We start from the raw sequence: 19,558 nt of genomic DNA on the forward strand, positions 1-19,558 counted from the left end.
GGTGACCCCGCTCCACCGGTCACCCGGCCTGTGGATCCGTGATGTCCGCGTACCGCTGCACCCAGGCGTGCATCGCGATGGCTGCCGCCGCCCCGGCGTTGATCGACCGCGTAGAGCCGAACTGTGCGATCGAGCACACCATCGAGGCGTGTTCGCGTGCCTCCTCAGTCAGCCCGGGCCCCTCCTGTCCGAACAGGAGCACACACCGGCGCGGCAGCTCCGTACGCTCCAGCGGCACGGCCCCGGGGAGGTTGTCGATGCCGATGATCGGGAGCCCCTCGGCAGCCGCCCATGCGGTCAGGTCCGCCGTGTCCGGGTGGTGGCGCACATGCTGGTAGCGGTCGGTGACCATGGCCCCCCGCCGGTTCCACCGCCTGCGCCCCACGATGTGGATCTCCTTCGCGAGGAAGGCATTGGCGGTACGCACGACCGAGCCGATGTTGAAGTCGTGACCCCAGTTCTCCACCGCCACGTGGAAGTCGTGACGCCGGGTGTCGAGATCGGCGACGATCGCTTCCCGCGTCCAGTATCGGTAGGCGTCGCCCACGTTGCGCCGGTCCCCGTCGGCGAGGAGCTGGGGGTCGTAGCGCTCTCCCTCGGGCCAGGGCAGCGGGTGCGGCCCGACGCCGATCACGGCGCCGTACCCGTCGTCGTACTGGATCGGTTCCGTGGACGGATCGGGCGCCGCTGCCGCTCGGGGCTCTTCTGTACTGCCGGTCTCGCTGGTCACCCGACGAGCGTATGGCCAGTGCTGTCAGCGCTGCGCGTGGCCTCCTCGTCGCCGGCCCCGGCCCGGCGCTGTCCGGGCAGCCGGATCCTGCCCGCCGTCCGGCTGAACAGGCGCTGGCGGCCGAGCGACACCCTGCGTCCCAGCCAGAGCAGGAAGACCGTCGGCAGGAAGACCGCGTCCGCGGCGATCATCGCCATGGAGAAGAAGGGCAGACCCAGCAGGACCGCGATCCCGGCGTGCTCACCGATCATGAGGACCAGCAGGACGTTCTTGACCCGCCGGTTGAACAGCGTGAAAGGGAACGCGACCTGCACGATGACCGTGGCGTAGGTCAGCACCATGACGGCGAGAGCACTGGATGCGACCAGGCCGGAGAGCCCGGGCCACGGAGCGAAGTAGTCCAGCTTGAGCGGGTAGTAGATCGCGGTGCCGTCCTGCCAGCGCGAGCCCTGGATCTTGTACCAGCCGGCCGTCGCGTAGATCAGGCACACCTCGGCCATGATCACCAGAAGAGCCGCATTGTGGGCGAGGTTGGCCAGCACGTCGAACAGTGCGCGCAGCTCATGGCCAGGTGCGTAGCGGCCGAGCGCCCACCATGCACCGTTCCCCAGCCACAGCAGCCACAGCAGGGTCGGCAGCCACCAGGTGCCGCCGAATCCCCCCAGGAACGAGGCAGGCACGAGAACACAACCGAGCACCGCCCACAGGACGACACCCGTGACATCACGGGCCGGGCGGCCGTCTCCGGTGGAACGGGCAGCCTCGTCGGCCTGTCGGCGCGCGTCCAGGGACCAGACCCGCGCGCAGCGCGTCAGGACCAGGTAGAGCGCCATCAGGTGGATGACGTTGTCACCGCCGTCGCCCATGAAGATGCTGCGGTTCTGCAGGGAGAGCACGCCGGCCATGAACAGGACGGACGTCGCGCGGGTCCGCCAGCCGACCGTGAGCAGCGCGGCGGACACCAGCGTGAGCACGTAGACGGTCTCGAACCAGATCGTGCTGTCCGACCACATCAGAGCGGTGAACGCATCGTTGTTGCTGATGAGCCGACGGGCCATGCCCCAGCTCCACGGCCCGTCGGGCCCGTACAGCTCATGGCGGTGGGGCCACTCACGCAGCAGGAACAGCAGACAGGTGACGGAGACGCCGATCCGGACGACGGCGCTCTGGTAGGCGCCGAGGGGCGAAGCCGTCACGCGCTGGAGGGCTCGGGCGAGCGAGCGGCCCACGGTTCCGGCGGTCTCACGAAGCGGGGCCGGGGAGCTCATTCGCCTGCCTCCACGGCCTGCGGGGACGTCGCGGCCTGCGGGGACCGACCCGTCGCGTCGGTCTTGGGAAGATCGGCCGGAGAGACGTTCCACCACGGCAGTTCCCTGTACTCCGTCTTGGTACTGATCTTCTCGGCGCTCCACGACGGGACCCCGACGTGGCGTACGGCTGACCGCACCTGGATGCGTTCGACCGCGCCGCCGTAACCGTGCTCGGCAAGGCGAAGCATCACGATGCGGCGGATGTAGCGCTCGGACAGCTCGCCGCGCAGACCGGTGGAGCGGTTCTCGCTGTCGTGCGACCCGGTGTAGAAGTCCCAGGCGCGGCGCAGTTCGTTCTGGTCGACGTGGCTGGGGAGGACGTTGCCACGTATCGCCTCGCCGTCTTCACGCGAGAGATTGATCCAGCGGGTGACGCTGTTGCTGTCGGCGCCGTCGTTGGCCAGCTCGGCCCGTACGTGCACGGAGACGTTCTGCTGGAGCGGATTGGGAGCGAACAGCTTCCAGTTCTGCTCGAACTCGGGATAGACCCAGTCGTCGACCACCTCGCCGTGCTGCTTCGTCAGCGTGTTGGACGGCGCGACATGCAGAAAGATCATGGCTATGTGTGCGCAGGCCACCACGCCTATGAGCGACAGGGCGATCGCCGCGACGATCTGGTACGGCAACGAAAGCGCGGCCAGACCGGCACCCCGGCGCCTCTCCGCGGGGCCAGGGGCGACGGACGAGGCCGGCGACGGTCCGGACGCGTCCGTGGCAGGGGACGGGGCCGCGTCGGCCTCCAGGCTCCCCGCTGGTGCGGTCTCCGCGTCCTGGTCCGGCTTCGGGTGCTCCGGCTCCGGGTGATCCGGCCTCGAGTCCGACTTCGGGTGATCCGTCACGCCGGGCCAGGCGAGCTTTTTCTCGTCGCCGGTGCCCCCACCGTGGTCCGCGTCCATCCCGCCCCGATCGCCGTCGATCACCACTCAGTTATCCACAGGGTTGACACCCTACGGGCCCCCGACCCACCATTGAAGCCAAGGAACCGAACGATCGGTCGGTAGGGAGCCCGGGATGGCGGCAGTGACTGCGGACCAGAAGACGCAGGGGACAGCGGACACGGCGGATGCGGAGCATCTGGCCGCTTTCGACGCCGCGGTGGCGGCCGACGACCGGATCGAGCCGCGGGACTGGATGCCCGAGGCGTACCGGGCCTCGCTGGTCCGCCAGATGGCCCAGCACGCCCACTCCGAGATCATCGGCATGCAGCCGGAGGCCAACTGGATCTCGCGGGCTCCCTCGCTGCGACGCAAGGCCATCCTGATGGCGAAGGTGCAGGACGAGGCGGGGCACGGCCTCTATCTGTACAGCGCGGCCGAGACGCTGGGCACCAGCCGCGAGGAACTGCTCGACAAGCTGCACGCCGGCAGGCAGCGCTATTCCTCGATCTTCAACTACCCCACGCTGACCTGGGCGGACGTCGGTGCCATCGGCTGGTTGGTGGACGGTGCCGCGATCACCAACCAGGTCCCCCTCTGCCGCTGCTCCTACGGCCCGTACGCCCGCGCGATGATCCGGATCTGCAAGGAGGAGTCCTTCCACCAGCGCCAGGGGTACGAGTTGCTGCTCGCCCTCAGCCGCGGGACCTCCGCCCAGCACGAGATGGCGCAGGACGCGGTGAACCGCTGGTGGTGGCCTTCCCTGATGATGTTCGGTCCGCCCGACGACTCCTCGGCGCACTCGGCACAGTCGATGGCCTGGAAGATCAAGCGGCACTCCAACGACGAGCTGCGTCGGCGCTTCGTGGACATCTGCGTCCCGCAGGCGGAGGCGCTGGGGCTCACTCTCCCCGACCCCGACATCCGCTGGAACGAGGACCTGGGCCAGCACGACTACGGAGCGATCGACTGGACGGAGTTCCAGGAGGTCCTCAAGGGCAACGGCCCCTGCAACGAACAACGGCTCGCCCAGCGGCGCATGGCCCACGAAGAGGGCGCCTGGGTCCGCGACGCGGCGGCGGCCTACGCAGACAAGCACGCGGCACGGCCCGGTACAGCCGGAGCGGCCGCCCAGCACGTGGAGGCGACCGCATGAGCAGCTCGACCGACTGGCCGCTGTGGGAAGTGTTCGTGCGCTCCCGGCGCGGGCTGTCCCACACCCACGCGGGCAGCCTGCACGCCCCGGACGCCGAGATGGCCCTGCGTAACGCCCGGGACCTGTACACACGCCGGTCGGAAGGGGTCTCCCTCTGGGTGGTTCCCTCGACGGCGATCACCGCCTCATCACCGGACGAGAAGGACTCGTTCTTCGAACCTGCGGGGGACAAGCCCTACCGTCACCCGACGTTCTACGAGATCCCGGACGGGGTGAAGCACCTGTGACCGCGGCTCTCGCCCTCGGCGACGACGCGCTGGTGCTCTCGCACCGGCTGGGGGAGTGGGCGGGTCATGCTCCCGTGCTGGAGGAGGAGGTGGCCCTCGCCAACATCGCGCTCGACCTGCTGGGACAGGCCAGGATGCTGCTGTCGTTCGTCGGGGACGAGGATCAGCTGGCCTACCTCCGTGAGGAGCGGGCCTTCCGCAACGTCCAGCTGGTGGAGCAGCCGAACGGCGACTTCGCCCACACCATCGCCCGCCAGCTCTACTTCTCCGTCTACCAGCACCTGCTCTACGAGAAGCTGGCCGCGGGCCAGGGCGAGTTCGCCGATCTCGCGGCCAAAGCCGTCAAAGAGGTCGCCTACCACCGGGACCACGCGGAGCAGTGGGTTCTGCGACTGGGTGACGGCACCGCGGAAAGCCACGAGCGCATGCAGCGCGCACTCGATGCCCTGTGGCGGTTCACCGGCGAGCTGTTCGAGCCGGTCGAGGGCGTGGACGTGGACCGGCATGCTCTGCGCGACGGCTGGCTGGCCGCCGTCACCTCCGTGGTGGAGCGCGCCACCCTGACCCTCCCGTCGGGCCCGCAGTCCGGGGCCTGGGCGGCCGGAGCGGGCCGCCAGGGCCTGCACACCGAGTCGTTCGGTCGGATGCTCGCCGAGATGCAGCACCTGCATCGCAGCCACCCGGGGGCGTCATGGTGACCACGGAGACCCCGCTGGAGGCAGAGCTCCACCGGCTGGCCGGCTCCGTCCCTGATCCCGAGTTGCCGGTCCTCACCCTGGACGAGCTCGGCGTGCTGCGCGGGGTACGGGTGGACGGAGCCGACAAGGTCACGGTGCAGCTCACCCCGACGTACACCGGCTGCCCGGCCATAGAGGCCATGTCCGCCGACATCGAGCGTGTGCTGCGCGACCACGGCGTCGCGGAGGTCTCCGTGGTCACGGTCCTCGCACCGGCATGGTCGACGGACGACATCAGTGACGAAGGGCGCCGCAAGCTCGCGGAGTTCGGCATAGCCCCGCCGCGTCCAGGTAGCGGACCGGGAGGGCCGGTGCCGCTGACGCTCGCGGTGCGCTGCCCTCACTGCGGTTCCACGGACACGGAGCTGCTGAGCAGGTTCTCCTCCACGGCGTGCAAGGCACTGCGTCGCTGCGTGGCGTGCCGCGAACCGTTCGATCACTTCAAGGAGTTGTAGATGTTCCATCTGCTCCGGGTCAGCGCGATCGAACGGATCACTGACGACGCGGTGGCTGTCACCCTGTCGGTGCCGCCCGAACTTCGCGAGACCTTTCGCCACACACCCGGCCAGCACCTGAATGTGCGCTACCGCGTCGACGGCGAGGAGATCCGGCGCTCGTACTCGATCTGCGCTCCTGCCGCGGAGCAGCCGCACGACCCCGTGCTGCGGGTGGGTATCCGCATGGTCGACGGCGGCACGTTCTCTACGTACGCCCTCAAGGAATTGGCCGTCGGGGACCTGGTGGAGGCGATGGCACCCACGGGCCGTTTCGTCCTCGATCCACGCCCGGGCCATTACGCGGCGATCGTCGGCGGCAGTGGCATCACACCGGTGCTGTCGATGGCCGCCACGCTGCTGGCGCGGGAACCCATGGCGCGCTTCTGTCTGATCCGCAGCGACCGGACGGCCGCGTCGACGATGTTCCTCGACGAGGTGGCTGACCTCAAGGACCGCTATCCGGACCGTTTCCAGCTGGTGACCGCACTCTCCCGTGAGGAACAAGCAGCCGGCCTCACCTCGGGCCGACTGGACCGCGAGCGGCTCACCGAACTGCTGCCCGCCCTGTTGTCGGTGCCCGATGTGGACGGCTGGTTCCTATGCGGGCCACTCGGCCTGGTCCGGGAGGCGGAAGGTGCGCTGCGCGCACTCGGCGCCGACCGGACGCGCGTGCACCAGGAGATCTTCCACGTGGCAGAGGAGGGGGAGGCTCCGTCTGCGGTACCCAGGGTGTCCTCACCGTCGGAGAGCAGACTGACGGCGACGCTGGACGGCCGTTCGGGAAGCTGGCCGGTGGAAGACGGCGAATCGTTGCTGGACACCATGCTGCGAAGCCGCTCGGACGCCCCGTACGCCTGCAAGGGAGGTGTGTGCGGGACCTGCAGGGCCTTTCTGGTCTCAGGCGAAGTGCACATGGATCGCAACTTCGCCTTGGAGCCGGAGGAGACCGGTGCCGGTTTCGTGCTCGCCTGCCAGTCGCACCCGGTCACGCCAGAGGTCGAGCTCGACTTCGACCGCTGACGTCCGGAAGGCCTTCCGCGCAGGTGTCCCCCTGCCGCCCTGAGCGTGCGGGCACCCACCGGTGCCCGCACCCGCCCGCACGCCTCGGCCGCGCCACCGGCTCCCCTCAGAAGCCGGGAGCCGTCGGAGGCCGGGAACGAGGAGCGACAGCCGTCAGAGGACGAAAGCCGAGTTCCCGGAGTCCGCGACCATCGGGCGTCCGGCGCCGTCCCAGGCCAGCATGCCGCCGTCGATGTTCACCGCGTCGATGCCCTGCTGCACCAGGTACTGGGTGACCTGGGCGGACCTACCTCCGACGCGGCACATCACGTGGACGCGCCGACCGTCGCCCGCCGCCTCGGTCAGCTCGCCGAAACGGCCCACGAAGTCACTCATGGGGATGTGCAGCGCGTCCTCGACATGACCTGCGGCCCACTCGTCGTCCTCGCGGACGTCCAGCACGAAGCCGTCGGACGGAACCGCCGCGACGTCCACCGAGGGCAGCGGAGCGAAATTCATGGGATGCCTTCTCTCGTACGTACGCGCCAGATTCATCCGGAACGCTACTGCACCAGCCCCGCCAGCTCGTTCTCCCGCTGGGCGACCTCCGCCAGAAGCTTCTCCCCGATGTCGTCCAGCAGCGCGTCGGGGTCGTCCGGAGCCATCCGCAACATCGAGCCGATCGCGCTCTCCTCCAACTCCTGGGCGAGAACCGTCAGCAGCTCCTTACGACGGCTCAGCCACTCCAGCCGCGCGTAGAGCTCCTCGCTCTCGCTCAGGCGCAGCTCGGGCGCCACGGGTCCCGCCGCCCACTCGGCGGCCAGCTCCTTCAGCGACGCCACGTCGCCACGCCCGTACGCCGCGTTCACACGCGCGATGAACTCGTCCCGCCGTGTCCGCTCCTTCTCGTCCGGTGCCAGATCCGGGTGTGCCTGACGGGCCAGTTCGCGATAGAGCTTGCGGGCCTCCTCGCCCGGCCTGACCCGCTTCGGCGGCCGGACGGGCTGGTCGGTGAGCATGGCCGAGGCCTCGGGAGAGAGCCCGTCCGAGTCCATCCAGCCGTGGAAGAGCTCATCGACACCGGGCATCGGCATGACGATGGCCCGCGCCTCCTGCGCCTTGCGCAGATCCTCGGGGTCACCGGACCTCGCCGCCCGAGCCTCCGCGATCTGCGCGTCCAGCTCGTCGAGGCGCGCGTACATCGGGCCGAGTTTCTGGTGATGCAACCGGGAGAAGTTCTCCACCTCGACCCGGAAGGACTCCACGGCGATCTCGAACTCGATCAATGCCTGCTCGGCCACCCGGACAGCCTTGGCGAGCCGCTCCTCGGGCCGGGGAGCACCGCTCTCACCCGCTGCGGCACCGCCCGCCTCGCCGCCGCCGGCCAGGCGATCACCGGCGTCCCCACCTGTGGCGTCGTCGGAGGCGGAGGCCGCCTGCTGCGCGCCGTCCGGATTCGCCCGCAGGTCCTCCCCCTGCAACGCGTCCTGCGCGTGCTGCGGGTCGTCCTGCCGGTCCAGGTTCTGCGGGTCTTCGTCGTTCCGGGAGGTCGGCACCCCGGCGGCTTCGTGGGTCACCCGTCCAGCGTATGGCCACGGCAGGCACCACGAACACACGCGGTGGCCGCAGGGCCCGCTCACACGCCGAGCTCGGCCCCTATGCGTCCGGCTCGCACGGCCCGGACGAGCTCGGCGTGATCCGCTTCCGTCCGGTCCGCGTACGTCACGGCGAAATCCGCCACAGCCGCGTCCAGCTCGCTGTTCTTCCCGCAGTAGCCCGCGAGCAGCCGAGGGTCGGCGCTGTGCGCGTGGGCCCGGGCCAGCAGCGCTCCGGTCATACGCCCGTAGTCGTCGACCTGGTCCGCCGCGAGCGCGGCCGGATCCACGCTGCCCTTGCGGTTCCTGAACTGGCGAACCTGATAGGGCCTCCCGTCGACCTCGGCCCAGCCGAGCAGTATGTCGCTGACGACCTGCATACGCTTCTGCCCGAGCACCACCCGGCGCCCCTCGTGCACGGCCTCCGGCACGTCGAAACCGACCTGCGGGAGATAGGGCGAGAGCGCGGAGGGGCGGGCCTCCTTCACCTGCAGTACCAACGGCTCGCCGCGGTGGTCCAGCAACAGCACCACATACGACCGGGTCCCCACGCTCCCCGTGCCGACCACCCTGAACGCGACGTCATGAATCGCATAACGGGCGAGCAGCGGGACCCTGTCCTCCGAAATGGTCCCGAGGTACCCCTCGAGCCCCGCCGCGACAGCGGCCGCCTCCGCGTCGGGTACGCGCCGCAGCACGGGCGGAGCATCGACGAACCGGCGACCACCGTCCTCGCACTCCTCGGTGGACCGAGCTGCGAAGCGGGCACTCGTGTTGTTGCGCGCTTTGGCCGAGACCCGCTCCAGCGTCCCCAGCAGATCCCGCGCGTCGGTGTGGGAGACGAGTTCCTCGTCCGCGATGGCGTTCCAGGCGTCGAGCGCGGGAAGCCCTGCCAGCAGACGCATCGTGCGCCGGTACGCGCCCACCGTGTCGTAGGCGCCCTGCCGGCAGGTGTCCTCGTCCGCCCCTGCCTCCCGGCCCGCGAGCACCAGAGAGGTGGCGAGCCGCTTGAGGTCCCACTCCCACGGGCCGAACACGGTCTCGTCGAAGTCGTTGAGGTCGATGACCAGATTGCCGCGCGCGTCTCCGTACAGACCGAAGTTGGCCGCGTGCGCGTCGCCGCAGAGCTGCGCACCCACGCCTGTGACCGGCGTACCCGTCAAGTCATGTGCCATCAGTCCGGCCGAACCGCGCAGAAAGGCGAAGGGCGTTGCCGCCATGCGCCCCACCCGTATGGGCGTCAGGCCGGGCACCCGGCCCTGGTTCGACTGCTCGACCGCCTGCACCGCGTCCGGCCTTCCGGCAGGCAGCACGAGAGACCTGTGATCGGACCGGGAAACCTTGAGCCTCAGCGCCTTGCCCGCCGCTTTGGGGGACACCGCTTTCGCGGACACCACCCCCGGTCCGGACGACCTCACCCCGCGGACCGCACGTCGCGCGAAGCCCCTGACGAACGGGATGCGCTCGTCCCCCGCCACCCGTTGCACCGGCACCGCCGCTTCGACCTCGTCCATGGAGCCCGCCTCCCCCGCACCTGTCCAGCAGTCCGTCCGATCAACATCAATCGCGGACGACGGTACAGCCGTGCCGCAACGACCGTCCTCCCCTGTGGACAACTCCCGATCCCGTCCGTGGACAACGTCGCCGCCGGGTGCGCACTCACCCAGCGGCGCCGCTACGCCCTGGCACGGAAGCGGTGCGAGCGGCCGGCCCGCGCCTCACCGCCGTCACACTCCGACAGCCTCCTCCATCTCCTCCTCAGCCACGGCAGTCGTTCGCACGGCAGCCGTCTCACGCGCCTTCTCCGCGGCCTCGTGACGCCGTCGCGCCTCGGCCGAACCTGCCACCGCCACGACGACGAGTCCCGCCACAAACCACAAGGACAGCACCAGCAGGTGACCGCCGAGAGCATGCCCGCCGAAGTACACGTGGCTCCGCACCCCCTCGACGAAGCCCGCACCGTTCCAGAAGGAGTGCAGGGCACCGAAGAAGCCCGGTTGGAGTTCCGGCCGGAAGATGCCGCCCGAGCTCGTGAAGTTGAGCATGACGAAGAGCAGCATCACACCGAGCGTGGTCCACCGCTTCAGGAAGGTGTGCAGGCCCACTCCGATCAGCAGGATGCCCGCCGAATAGAGCCATGCCATCGCCCACAGCCCACCGAGTCCATGGTCCACCAGGCCGAACACGGGTCCCGCGAAAGCGGCGCCGATCGCACTGACGACGAGCGAGGTACCGAGCGCGAGCCCCGCCCTGATCCGCAGCGCCAGCACCGCGCCCGCGCCCCCGATCACCGCGACCGACGCGTAGGAACCGATACTGACCGCCACCAGCAGGAAGAAGATTCCCTGCCCGGTCGGATCACCGGCGGCCGTGGGCTCGACGTCCGTCACCCGGAGAGGGGAGCCCTGATCTGCGGCGACTTCGGTGAAGACCTTCTGGACGACCGTCGCGCTGGTGTCGGACGAGGCGGTGGCGACCATGAGTTCGGGCTTGCTGCCCGGCACGTAGGCGCCGTAGCTCTGCTGGGTCCTCAGGTGGTCGGCCGCGGCGTCGCGGTTCGCGACCGTGCGCACACTAAGTGCACCGTCACCCTTGTCCTGCAAGGTCTGCGCGAGCACCTGCGCGCGTGCTCCGGAGCCGACCACGTCCACCCGCAGGTCATGCGGCGCAGGCGCGTGAAAGGCGCCCAGATAGGCGAGCCCCATACCGACGCACATCAGCAGTGGCGTAATGAGATGACTGAGCACGTGACGCAGCGCACCGGCGGTTGAGCCGGAGGCGGAGCTCGGACCTGCGGACATTCGACGACTCCTCCGATAGTTGGCTTTTACAACCCCTAAGCTCGTTGTAGCATACAACTACATTTCGGAGAAGGTGATACACGTGGCGGACACCCCCCGGGACCGCGAGGAGTCGCTGGATGTCATCCAGCGCGAGCTGACGGCGTTCGCGCGCCGCGCACGGTCGACCGCGGCGCGGCTGCACCCGGATCTGCCGCTCGTCTCGTACACGCTGCTCGCGCACATCGACCGCCGGCACGGCTGCCGCGCGGCCGACCTGGCCGCGCACTACATGCTGGACAAGTCGACAGTCAGCCGACAGGTCGCGACGCTGGAGAAGCTGGGGCTGGTGGAGCGCCATCCCGACCCGAGCGACCAGCGCACCCAGGTACTGCACCCCACCGCCGCCGGCACGGAGGCACTCGCCTCGACCCAGGCCAGCCGTCGCGCCGCCTACAGGGAACGCCTCGGAACGTGGACATCGGAGGATCTCGAACAGTTCGCGCAGTACCTGCTGCGCTACAACTCGACGGGGGAAGGTTCGTCACCCCGGTAGACCCCGCCGGGGCACCGACGGCAGGTCAGCAGCGCCCAGGACCACCCAGATAGGTGTCCGCCCACTGACCGAGCTCCTTGAGCGCGGGCTCCATGGCGGCACCGGCCTCCGTCAGCCGGTACGCGACCCGCAGCGGAGGCCCTTCGTCGACCTCCCGCACCACGAGACCGGCAGCCCCCAGTTCGGACAGACGATCCGAAAGCATCCGCTCGCTGATGCCCGGAATCGCCCGACGCAGATCCGCGAAGTGCACGGGCTGCTGCATCAGCACCGAGACGATCGGGCCCGTCCAGCGCTTCCCGAACAGCTCGAAGACGCGACTGATACTCGCGTCCACCCGCCGACAGGACTGTTCGCCGTGATGTGCCATGACCCCAGGGTACTGCGTCGACGTGCGGGGCTTATTAAAAGTAAGTGACTATGTTATACATAGGTGCATACGAAAAAGCGGCTCACGCTCACGGGCTCCTGGACGGCTCCGGAAACCGACGCCGAGCCTCAACCCTCGACTTTCTACGGAGATCTCCATGGCCACGCTCCTGCACCTCGACTCCGCCGTCTTTCCTCAGGGCTCGGCGTCGCGCGAGGTCACCGCCGCCTTCGTCGCGGCATGGCGCGAGCAGCACCCCGACGGCCAGGTCGTGTACCGCGACCTCGCCGCGAACCCTCTGCCCCACCTGGACGCTCCGGCCGTGATCGCCGGCGCCGAGGACGCGCTGCGCGGTGAACTCGCCGCAGAACTGGCAGCCGCGGATGCTGTGCTCATCGGCGCACCGATGTACAACTTCTCCATCCCGTCCACCTTGAAGGCGTGGCTGGACCAGGTGATCATCATCGGCCACACCGCAGGCCCGGAAGGCTCTGTCGCCGGCACACCGATCACCGTCGTGGCCAGCCGTGGGGGCTCGTACGCCCCGGGAACGCCGCGTGAGGACTTCGAGTTCGTCCAGAACTACCTGGAGAAGGTGCTGACCGGCATGCTCGGGGCCGAAGTGGACTTCATCGTCCCGGAGTTGACCCTGGCCCACTCGAAGCCCGAGATGGCCGAGCTCATCCCGCTCGCCGAAGCCTCCCGCACCCAGGCGCTCAGCGACGCCGCGGAGAAGGCCAAGGCCCTGGCCACCCGGCTCGTCGCCTGAATCCGCCCGCAGTTGCTCGGACCCGCCAGGATTCGCTCGCAGCCACCGGGAACCAGCGGCATGGCGTGCCTGACAGGCACTCGGATCCGCGCCAAACGCCGCTTTGGTGCGGATCCGACGTTTCACGTGAAACAGCAGCCCGATCCGCCCGCGTCTCCGCTCCGGGTGCGTGCTTCATCACAGCGCCCGCCACGCCCGTCAGGCGCATCAGACCCGCGCCCGCACCCTCAGATATTCGGAGCGTGCAGAGGGCGCCCGAGGCAGCGAGCGGCGTCGCCCCACCGAAGGGCACGCCGAGCCGAAGCTGACGGCAACAACCGCGCGGAAGGGCCGCCAGGAGGATCCGCCCGAAAGATCGCGCGCGGATCGACGTCCAGCGGGACGCGCACAACGAAGAACCCCCGCACCGGATCTCCCCGGTGCGGGGGTTCTGTCGAACCAACCTGGCTGCCGCTAGCGACCGCCTGTTGTGCGCGAGGGGGGATTTGAACCCCCACGTCCCTAAGGACACTGGCACCTGAAGCCAGCGCGTCTGCCGTTCCGCCACTCGCGCAAGAGTGGTGTTTTCAGACTCTCCCACCGTGTGGTGCGAGCGCCTGGCGACAACCGAAGATTAGCACGCTGGACTGGGTGGATTCACATCCGTTGTTTCGCCGGACTCGCGAGGGGAACCGGGAACGCGGAAAGCCCGGCCCCACTCCTCCTGAGTGCACCCGGAGTGCGGGACACTGTGAGGAGGCCACCTCTACGATCCGTGTGAGAGGTGACACTCATCCACTGTGCAGACAAGGGGAACCAGCCGATTTCCCGACGCGTGGATACGATCAGTAAGCAGTACAGCGACGACGACACCGGAGGAGGTGCCCCATGGGAGTCATGAAGCGTTTCGAGCAGCGTCTCGAAGGTCTGGTCAATGGCACCTTCGCCAAGGTCTTCAAGTCCGAGGTGCAGCCGGTCGAGATCGCGGGAGCCCTCCAGCGCGAGTGCGACAACAACGCGACGATCTGGAACCGTGAGCGGACCGTCGTGCCCAACGACTTCATCGTCGAACTCAGCACGCCGGACTTCGAGCGGCTCAGCCCGTACTCCGGCCAGCTCGGCGACGAGCTGTCCGGCCTCGTACGGGACTACGCCAAGCAGCAGCGGTACACCTTCATGGGGCCGATCAAGGTCCACCTGGAGAAGGCGGACGACCTCGACACGGGGCTCTACCGCGTACGCAGCCGGACCTTGGCGTCGAGTTCGTCACAGGGCCAGCAAGGCGGCCCCGCTCCCCAGGGCCAGCCGAACCGGCCCGCACCGCAGGGACAGGGCGGTTACGGCTACCCGCCGGCCTCCGCCCCGCCCATGCCCCCGGCCCCGCCTCAGGGCGCCGGGCGTCCGGGTGGCGCTCCCAACGACCGGCGCCCGCCGACCGGGTCCGGCCCCATGCCGGACGCCCAGGTGCGGCGTTGGATCGAGATCAACGGCACCCGCCATCAGATCTCCCGCCCGACGTTGGTGATGGGACGAAGCACCGACGCCGACGTGCGGATCGACGACCCCGGCGTATCGCGCCGGCACTGTGAGATCCGGACCGGAACGCCCTCGACGATCCAGGATCTCGGGTCTACCAACGGCATCGTGGTAGACGGGCAGCACACCACCCGCGCTACGCTCCGCGACGGCTCGCGGATCGTCGTGGGCAGCACCACCATCGTTTACCGGCAAGCCGAAGGGTGAAGCGGGGGCAATGTCAGAGCTGACCCTGACGGTCATGCGGCTAGGTTTCCTGGCTGTTCTGTGGCTATTCGTAATCGTGGCCGTCCAGGTCATTCGCAGCGACCTGTTCGGTACGCGTGTCACGCAGCGCGGTTCACGCCGCACTGCCGCTGACACGCGCCCGCAGCAAGGGCGCCAACAGCAGCAAGCAGCGCCGCCTCAGCAGCGCCAGCAGTCCGGGCGCCAGCGCCGCGGAGCACCCACCAAGCTGGTCGTCTCCGAAGGCACGCTCACGGGCACCACCGTGGCGCTCCAGGGCCAGACCATCACCCTGGGCCGCGCGCACGATTCAACGATCGTGCTGGACGACGACTACGCGTCCAGCCGGCATGCCAGGATCTACCCGGACCGTGACGGCCAGTGGATCGTCGAGGATCTCGGGTCCACCAACGGCACGTATCTCGACCGGACCCGGCTCACCACCCCGACACCTGTTCCGCTGGGCGCACCGATCCGCATCGGCAAGACCGTCATCGAGCTGCGGAAGTAGTACGACAATGAGCGAGCGGAGCGAGCGAGCCGCGGCGGTCCTGACAACGGACCCGACCCGGCTCCCGACCGGAGGGTGGGCAGTGTGGCTCGAGACCGGCTGTACCCCGAGCCGACGGGCGAGGTGCGCATGAGCTTGTCCCTGCGCTTCGCCGCCGGATCGCACAAGGGCATGATCCGGGAAGGCAACGAGGACTCCGGCTACGCCGGCCCCCGCCTTCTCGCCATCGCCGACGGCATGGGCGGCCAGGCGGCCGGCGAGGTCGCCAGCTCCGAGGTGATCTCCACACTCGTCCAGCTCGACGACGACGTCCCGGGATCCGACATCCTCACCTCGCTCGGCACGGCGGTCCAGCGGGCCAACGACCAACTGCGCGTCATGGTCGAGGAGGACCCCCAGCTGGAGGGCATGGGCACGACGCTCACCGCCCTGCTCTGGACCGGTCAGCGTCTCGGCCTCGTGCACGTCGGCGACTCCCGTGCCTACCTCCTGCGTGACGGCGTCCTGACCCAGATCACCCAGGACCACACGTGGGTGCAGCGTCTCGTCGACGAGGGCAGGATCACCGAGGAGGAGGCCACCACCCACCCGCAGCGCTCCCTGCTGATGCGGGCCCTGGGCAGCGGCGACCACGTGGAGCCCGATCTCTCGATCCGGGAGGTCCGCGCCGGTGACCGCTACCTGATCTGCTCGGACGGCCTCTCCGGCGTCGTCTCCCACCAGACGATGGAAGAGACCCTGGCCAGCTACCAGGGCCCGCAGGAGACCATCCAGGACCTCATCCAGCTCGCCCTGCGGGGCGGCGGTCCCGACAACATCACCTGCATCGTCGCCGACGTCCTGGACGTCGACAGCAACGACACCCTGGCCGGGCAGCTCAACGACACCCCGGTCGTCGTCGGCGCGGTCGCGGAGAACCAGGCCGCCCAGGCGAACGACGGCCGGGCCATGGAGACACCGGCGGGACGTGCGGCAGGCCTCGGCCGGTCCGTTCCGCCGCCGGCCGGGGGTTTCGGCCCTCCCGGCAGCGGTGACGACATGGACTACGGCTCCGGTCCGGACACCGCCTTCCACTCGTACACCGACGACGAGTTCGTCAAGCCCCGCGGCCGTCGCAGGTGGCTGAAGCGGTCGTTCTACATCGTGCTCGCGCTGGCCGTCGTCGGCGGCGGCGTCTACGGCGGATACCGCTGGACCCAGACCCAGTTCTACGTGGGCACGAAGGACGACAACGTCGCGCTGTACCGCGGAATCAGCCAGGACCTCGCCTGGGTGTCCCTCTCGAAGGTCGAGGAGAACACCGAGATCGAGCTGAAGTACCTGCCGCCGTACTGGCGCAAGCAGGTCGAGGCGACCATCTCCCAGGGCAACCTCGCCGACGCCCGCAAGAAGATCAGCGAGCTCGACGCCCAGGCCTCCGCCTGCAAGAAGGACGCACAGCGCCGCGCCGCCGAGTCCGAGGCGGACGCCAACGCCGCCAAGGAGCCGGACAAGGCCGGCGACGCCGCCGACAGCACTTCCGCCACGTCTCCCTCGAAGGGGACCAAGACCGCGACTCCCACTCCCGGCCCCAGCCTCTCGGAGGAAGAGAAGAAGCTGGCCCTGCAGTGCGGTAAGCAGTAAGCCGTAGGGGGCCTTCAGCACATGAGCGTTGTCACCAACACCACGACCATCGGCGCGATCGACGCGCCGAGCCGCCGCAACACCGAGCTGGCGCTGGTCGCCTTCGCCGTCCTGATCTCGGTATTCGCGTACGCCAACGTGGGCCTCGCCCTGCACGGCGAACTGCCCGCGGGCATGCTCGGGTACGGCCTGGGCCTCGCGCTGCTCGGCGGGGTGGCGCATCTCGCGGTGCGGAGATTCGCCCCGTACGCGGACCCGCTGCTGCTTCCGCTGGCGACCCTGCTGAACGGGCTGGGACTGGCCATCATCTGGCGGCTGGACCAGTCGGAACGCTTCCAGGCGCTCAAGACGTTCGCCCCGGCCGCCTCGAAGCAGCTGATGTTCTCAGCGGTCGGCGTGGCCCTGATGGTCGTCGTCCTGGTCGCACTCAAGGATCACCGCATCCTGCAGCGCTACACCTACATCTCCATGCTGGTCGCGCTGTTCCTGCTGATCCTGCCGATGTTCTTCCCCGCTGTGAACGGCGCCAAGATCTGGATCAAGATCCCGGGCGTCGGAACGATCCAGCCGGGAGAGTTCGCGAAGATCATCATCGCCGTGTTCTTCGCCGGTTACCTGATGGTCAAGCGCGACGCACTGGCCCTCGCCAGCCGCCGTTTCATGGGTCTCTACCTGCCCCGAGGCCGTGACCTGGGCCCGATCCTGATGGTCTGGGCGTTCTCGATCCTCATCCTGGTCTTCGAGACCGACCTGGGATCCTCGCTGCTCTTCTTCGGCATGTTCGTCGTCATGCTGTACGTCGCCACCGAGCGCACCAGCTGGATCGTCTTCGGTCTGCTGATGTCCGGAGCCGGCGCTGTCGGCGTCGCGACGTTCGAGCCGCACGTCCAGGACCGTGTCACCGCCTGGCTCGACCCCTTCGCGGGATGGGGCAAGGAGGCGGCGAGCGAGCAGATGGCCAAGTCGCTCATGGCCTTCGGCTCCGGCGGCACCCTCGGCACCGGGCTGGGTCAGGGCAACTCCGACCTGATCGGCTTCGCCGCGAACTCCGACTTCATCCTCGCCACCGTCGGCGAGGAGCTCGGACTGGCCGGGATGATGGCCGTCCTGCTCGTCTACGGTCTGATCGTCGAACGCGGGGTCCGTACCGCGCTCGCCGCACGGGACCCCTTCGGCAAGCTCCTCGCGATCGGCCTCTCCGGCTCCTTCGCCATCCAGGTCTTCGTCGTCGCCGGCGGTGTCATGGGACTCATCCCGCTGACGGGTATGACCATGCCGTTCATGGCGGCCGGTGGTTCGTCCGTCATCGCGAACTGGGCGCTCATCGGCATCCTGATCAGGATCAGTGACACGGCCCGACGTCCCGCCCCGGCCCCCGCACCGTCCCCGGACGCCGAAATGACCCAGGTGGTCCGACCGTGAACAAGCCTCTGCGCAGGATCGCGCTCTTCTGCGGGATCCTCGTCCTGGCCCTGCTCGTCCGCACCAACTACATCCAGTACGTGCGCGCGGACGAGCTCAACGCGAACGAGCACAACCGCCGCGTCCAGATCGAGCGCTACGCCCACGAACGCGGGAACATCATCGTCGACGGCGAGCCCGTCACGGGCTCCGTCGAGACGACGGACAGCGACTTCCAGTACAAGCGCGTCTGGAAGAACGGCCCCATGTGGGCGCCCGTCACCGGTTACTCCTCGCAGGCCTTCGACTCCTCGCAGCTGGAGTCCATCGAGGACGGCATCCTCACCGGCAACAGCGACCAGCTGTTCTTCGACCGCACCCTGTCGATGTTCACCGGCGACAAGAAGACCGGCGGGAACGTCGTCACCACCCTCGACGGCGCCGCCCAGAGGGCCGCCTTCAAGGGGCTGGGTTCCAAGAAGGGCGCCGTCGCGGCGCTCGACCCGCAGACCGGCGCCATCCTCGCGCTGGCCAGCACCCCCTCGTACGACCCCTCGGTCTTCGCGGGCAACTCCATGAAGGACTCCGACGCCCGGCAGAAGCTCCTGCAGGACAAGGACAAGCCGATGCTGAACCGGGCCCTGCGGGAGACCTACCCGCCCGGCTCGACGTTCAAGGTGGTCACGGCCGCCGCGGCGCTGGAGAACGGCCTCTACACCGACATCGACGAGGAGACGGACTCCCCGCTGCCCTGGCGGCTCCCCCTGTCGACCAACCTGCTGCAGAACGAGGGGAACATCCCCTGCGAGAACGCCTCGCTCCGGGAAGCCCTTCGCTGGTCCTGCAACACCGTCTTCGGCAAGATGAGCAACGACCTCGGCAACGCGAAGATGATCGAGCAGGCCGACAAGTTCGGCTTCAACCAGGAGGTCTTCACTCCGGTCCGGGCCGACGCGAGCGTCTACCCGAAGGACAACCAGCCGCAGAACGCCATGGCGGGCATCGGCCAGGCGTCCAACCGCGCCACGCCTCTCCAGATGGCCATGGTCGCCTCCGCGATCGCCAACGACGGCAAGCTCATGCAGCCGTACATGGTCGCCCAGCGCCAGGCACCCAATCTCGACGTCATCTACACGCACGAGAAGGAGCAGCTCAGTCGCCCGCTCTCGGCGGAGAACGCCCAGAAGGTGCAGCAGATGATGGAGACCGTGGTCGCGGACGGCACGGGAACCAACGCGCAGATCGACGGCGTCACTGTCGGTGGCAAGACCGGTACCGCCCAGCACGGCCTCAACAACAGTGAGAAGCCGTACGCCTGGTTCATCTCGTACGCCAAGACGGACAGCGGCTCCCCGGTCGCCGTGGCCGTGGTGGTGGAGGACGGCAACGCCAACCGGGACGACATCTCCGGTGGCGGCCTGGCCGCACCGATCGCCAAGAGCGTGATGAAGGCGGTACTCGACGGAAAGTAGTGACACCCGTCACAACTTCTGTCCACACCAGCACATTGGGATACCGGTCGGATATCAGCTGACGGGTGCGGGCCGATCAAGCAGTAGGTGCCCGGTAGCGTATGCCGCGAACAGCGCACCGCCGGACCACACACGGGTGCGGTCGGGACT

Annotated in this window: 20 protein-coding genes and 1 tRNA gene; 12 read left to right on the plus strand and 9 right to left on the minus strand. The window is 68.8% G+C overall.

The genetic code is table 11. The features are described from left to right. Nucleotides 1–19: 19 nt before the first annotated feature. The 3 genes from IA22_RS0107080 to IA22_RS0107090 are packed head-to-tail and all read right to left on the minus strand — an operon-like array spanning nt 20 to nt 2,936. Complete coding sequence (locus IA22_RS0107080) at nt 20–730, minus strand: TrmH family RNA methyltransferase (RefSeq protein ID WP_030123046.1); 711 nt, start codon at nt 728–730, stop codon at nt 20–22. After that, nucleotides 727–1,998 carry an HTTM domain-containing protein gene (locus tag IA22_RS0107085; protein ID WP_030123047.1) on the minus strand — a complete coding sequence of 424 codons (1,272 nt, stop codon included), beginning with the start codon at nt 1,996–1,998 and terminating at the stop codon, nt 727–729. Before IA22_RS0107085 ends, IA22_RS0107080 begins: the two co-directional genes overlap by 4 nt. Further along, nucleotides 1,995–2,936, minus strand: a complete 942-nt coding sequence (locus IA22_RS0107090) for a DUF5819 family protein (protein ID WP_030123048.1) — start codon at nt 2,934–2,936, stop codon at nt 1,995–1,997. Before IA22_RS0107090 ends, IA22_RS0107085 begins: the two co-directional genes overlap by 4 nt. 115 nt (nt 2,937–3,051) lie before the next feature. Between IA22_RS0107090 and paaA the strand changes: the two genes are divergently transcribed. Genes paaA through IA22_RS0107115 form a run of 5 tightly spaced genes read left to right on the plus strand, consistent with a single transcriptional unit; the run spans nt 3,052 to nt 6,612 of the window. After that, complete coding sequence (paaA, locus tag IA22_RS0107095) at nt 3,052–4,071, plus strand: 1,2-phenylacetyl-CoA epoxidase subunit PaaA (protein WP_030123049.1); 1,020 nt, start codon at nt 3,052–3,054, stop codon at nt 4,069–4,071. Further along, the gene (paaB, locus tag IA22_RS0107100) at nt 4,068–4,358 is read left to right on the plus strand and encodes a 1,2-phenylacetyl-CoA epoxidase subunit PaaB (protein ID WP_014155261.1); all 291 of its coding nucleotides are present in this window, start codon (nt 4,068–4,070) and stop codon (nt 4,356–4,358) included. Before paaA ends, paaB begins: the two co-directional genes overlap by 4 nt. Further along, nucleotides 4,355–5,056 carry a 1,2-phenylacetyl-CoA epoxidase subunit PaaC gene (gene paaC / locus IA22_RS0107105; RefSeq protein ID WP_015577886.1) on the plus strand — a complete coding sequence of 234 codons (702 nt, stop codon included), beginning with the start codon at nt 4,355–4,357 and terminating at the stop codon, nt 5,054–5,056. Before paaB ends, paaC begins: the two co-directional genes overlap by 4 nt. Next, complete coding sequence (gene paaD, locus IA22_RS0107110; RefSeq protein WP_015577887.1) at nt 5,050–5,550, plus strand: 1,2-phenylacetyl-CoA epoxidase subunit PaaD; 501 nt, start codon at nt 5,050–5,052, stop codon at nt 5,548–5,550. Before paaC ends, paaD begins: the two co-directional genes overlap by 7 nt. Continuing rightward, complete coding sequence (locus IA22_RS0107115; RefSeq protein ID WP_015577888.1) at nt 5,551–6,612, plus strand: 2Fe-2S iron-sulfur cluster-binding protein; 1,062 nt, start codon at nt 5,551–5,553, stop codon at nt 6,610–6,612. Nucleotides 6,613–6,765: 153 nt separating this feature from the next. On the opposite strand, the gene IA22_RS0107120 is transcribed toward IA22_RS0107115, so the two are convergent. The 4 genes from IA22_RS0107120 to IA22_RS0107135 all read right to left on the minus strand — a co-directional run bounded on the left by IA22_RS0107120 (nt 6,766) and on the right by IA22_RS0107135 (nt 10,987). Further along, entirely contained in the window at nt 6,766–7,110 is a 345-nt protein-coding gene (locus tag IA22_RS0107120; protein WP_014155257.1) for a rhodanese-like domain-containing protein, read from the minus strand. 44 nt (nt 7,111–7,154) lie between these two features. After that, nucleotides 7,155–8,168 carry a J domain-containing protein gene (locus tag IA22_RS0107125; protein ID WP_030123051.1) on the minus strand — a complete coding sequence of 338 codons (1,014 nt, stop codon included), beginning with the start codon at nt 8,166–8,168 and terminating at the stop codon, nt 7,155–7,157. 59 nt (nt 8,169–8,227) lie between these two features. Then, nucleotides 8,228–9,700, minus strand: coding sequence for a DUF2252 domain-containing protein (locus IA22_RS0107130; protein ID WP_030123052.1), 1,473 nt, complete (start codon nt 9,698–9,700; stop codon nt 8,228–8,230). A gap of 213 nt (nt 9,701–9,913) precedes the next feature. Beyond that, the gene (locus IA22_RS0107135; protein WP_030123053.1) at nt 9,914–10,987 is read right to left on the minus strand and encodes an ABC-2 transporter permease; all 1,074 of its coding nucleotides are present in this window, start codon (nt 10,985–10,987) and stop codon (nt 9,914–9,916) included. An 82-nt stretch (nt 10,988–11,069) separates the two neighbouring features. Between IA22_RS0107135 and IA22_RS0107140 the strand changes: the two genes are divergently transcribed. Then, the gene (locus IA22_RS0107140; RefSeq protein ID WP_030123054.1) at nt 11,070–11,522 is read left to right on the plus strand and encodes a MarR family winged helix-turn-helix transcriptional regulator; all 453 of its coding nucleotides are present in this window, start codon (nt 11,070–11,072) and stop codon (nt 11,520–11,522) included. 25 nt (nt 11,523–11,547) lie between these two features. Here the strand turns inward: IA22_RS0107140 and IA22_RS0107145 are convergent, their stop codons facing one another. Further along, complete coding sequence (locus IA22_RS0107145) at nt 11,548–11,892, minus strand: winged helix-turn-helix transcriptional regulator (protein ID WP_030123055.1); 345 nt, start codon at nt 11,890–11,892, stop codon at nt 11,548–11,550. 157 nt (nt 11,893–12,049) lie between these two features. On the opposite strand from IA22_RS0107145, the gene IA22_RS0107150 reads away from it, so the two are divergent. Beyond that, nucleotides 12,050–12,661 (plus strand): FMN-dependent NADH-azoreductase, encoded by a 612-nt coding sequence (locus IA22_RS0107150; RefSeq protein ID WP_014155251.1) that lies wholly within the window; start codon nt 12,050–12,052, stop codon nt 12,659–12,661. A gap of 470 nt (nt 12,662–13,131) precedes the next feature. Here IA22_RS0107150 and IA22_RS0107155 read toward each other — a convergent pair. Continuing rightward, nucleotides 13,132–13,214 (minus strand) — tRNA-Leu (locus tag IA22_RS0107155). 314 nt (nt 13,215–13,528) lie between these two features. Between IA22_RS0107155 and IA22_RS0107160 the strand changes: the two genes are divergently transcribed. The 5 genes from IA22_RS0107160 (at nt 13,529) to IA22_RS0107180 (ending at nt 19,408) form a co-directional block, all read left to right on the plus strand. Next, a complete protein-coding gene (locus IA22_RS0107160; RefSeq protein WP_014155250.1) occupies nt 13,529–14,383 on the plus strand; it encodes an FhaA domain-containing protein in 855 nt (284 codons plus the stop codon). A 10-nt stretch (nt 14,384–14,393) separates the two neighbouring features. After that, nucleotides 14,394–14,912 (plus strand): FHA domain-containing protein FhaB/FipA, encoded by a 519-nt coding sequence (locus tag IA22_RS0107165; RefSeq protein ID WP_014155249.1) that lies wholly within the window; start codon nt 14,394–14,396, stop codon nt 14,910–14,912. A 129-nt stretch (nt 14,913–15,041) separates the two neighbouring features. Next, entirely contained in the window at nt 15,042–16,535 is a 1,494-nt protein-coding gene (locus IA22_RS0107170) for a Stp1/IreP family PP2C-type Ser/Thr phosphatase (RefSeq protein ID WP_030123056.1), read from the plus strand. Between the two features lie 21 nt (nt 16,536–16,556). Next, nucleotides 16,557–17,957 carry an FtsW/RodA/SpoVE family cell cycle protein gene (locus IA22_RS0107175; protein WP_014155247.1) on the plus strand — a complete coding sequence of 467 codons (1,401 nt, stop codon included), beginning with the start codon at nt 16,557–16,559 and terminating at the stop codon, nt 17,955–17,957. After that, the gene (locus IA22_RS0107180) at nt 17,954–19,408 is read left to right on the plus strand and encodes a peptidoglycan D,D-transpeptidase FtsI family protein (protein ID WP_015577897.1); all 1,455 of its coding nucleotides are present in this window, start codon (nt 17,954–17,956) and stop codon (nt 19,406–19,408) included. The genes IA22_RS0107175 and IA22_RS0107180 overlap by 4 nt, the downstream gene beginning before the upstream one ends. Nucleotides 19,409–19,558 lie beyond the last annotated feature (150 nt).

Origin of the sequence: Kitasatospora papulosa (assembly GCF_000717245.1) — a bacterium.
Classification (GTDB): domain Bacteria; phylum Actinomycetota; class Actinomycetes; order Streptomycetales; family Streptomycetaceae; genus Streptomyces; species Streptomyces papulosus.

What these genes read in the sequence shown, in the direction of transcription:
- IA22_RS0107085 (WP_030123047.1), bottom strand. Translation starts at nt 1,998, where the DNA reads ATGAGCTCCCCGGCCCCGCTTCGTGAGACCGCCGGAACCGTGGGCCGC.
- IA22_RS0107090 (WP_030123048.1), bottom strand. Translation starts at nt 2,936, where the DNA reads ATGGACGCGGACCACGGTGGGGGCACCGGCGACGAGAAAAAGCTCGCC.
- paaA (WP_030123049.1), top strand. Translation starts at nt 3,052, where the DNA reads ATGGCGGCAGTGACTGCGGACCAGAAGACGCAGGGGACAGCGGACACG.
- paaB (WP_014155261.1), top strand. Translation starts at nt 4,068, where the DNA reads ATGAGCAGCTCGACCGACTGGCCGCTGTGGGAAGTGTTCGTGCGCTCC.
- paaD (WP_015577887.1), top strand. Translation starts at nt 5,050, where the DNA reads ATGGTGACCACGGAGACCCCGCTGGAGGCAGAGCTCCACCGGCTGGCC.
- IA22_RS0107115 (WP_015577888.1), top strand. Translation starts at nt 5,551, where the DNA reads ATGTTCCATCTGCTCCGGGTCAGCGCGATCGAACGGATCACTGACGAC.
- IA22_RS0107120 (WP_014155257.1), bottom strand. Translation starts at nt 7,110, where the DNA reads ATGAATTTCGCTCCGCTGCCCTCGGTGGACGTCGCGGCGGTTCCGTCC.
- IA22_RS0107130 (WP_030123052.1), bottom strand. Translation starts at nt 9,700, where the DNA reads ATGGACGAGGTCGAAGCGGCGGTGCCGGTGCAACGGGTGGCGGGGGAC.
- IA22_RS0107135 (WP_030123053.1), bottom strand. Translation starts at nt 10,987, where the DNA reads ATGTCCGCAGGTCCGAGCTCCGCCTCCGGCTCAACCGCCGGTGCGCTG.
- IA22_RS0107145 (WP_030123055.1), bottom strand. Translation starts at nt 11,892, where the DNA reads ATGGCACATCACGGCGAACAGTCCTGTCGGCGGGTGGACGCGAGTATC.
- IA22_RS0107150 (WP_014155251.1), top strand. Translation starts at nt 12,050, where the DNA reads ATGGCCACGCTCCTGCACCTCGACTCCGCCGTCTTTCCTCAGGGCTCG.
- IA22_RS0107160 (WP_014155250.1), top strand. Translation starts at nt 13,529, where the DNA reads ATGGGAGTCATGAAGCGTTTCGAGCAGCGTCTCGAAGGTCTGGTCAAT.
- IA22_RS0107165 (WP_014155249.1), top strand. Translation starts at nt 14,394, where the DNA reads ATGTCAGAGCTGACCCTGACGGTCATGCGGCTAGGTTTCCTGGCTGTT.
- IA22_RS0107170 (WP_030123056.1), top strand. Translation starts at nt 15,042, where the DNA reads ATGAGCTTGTCCCTGCGCTTCGCCGCCGGATCGCACAAGGGCATGATC.
- IA22_RS0107175 (WP_014155247.1), top strand. Translation starts at nt 16,557, where the DNA reads ATGAGCGTTGTCACCAACACCACGACCATCGGCGCGATCGACGCGCCG.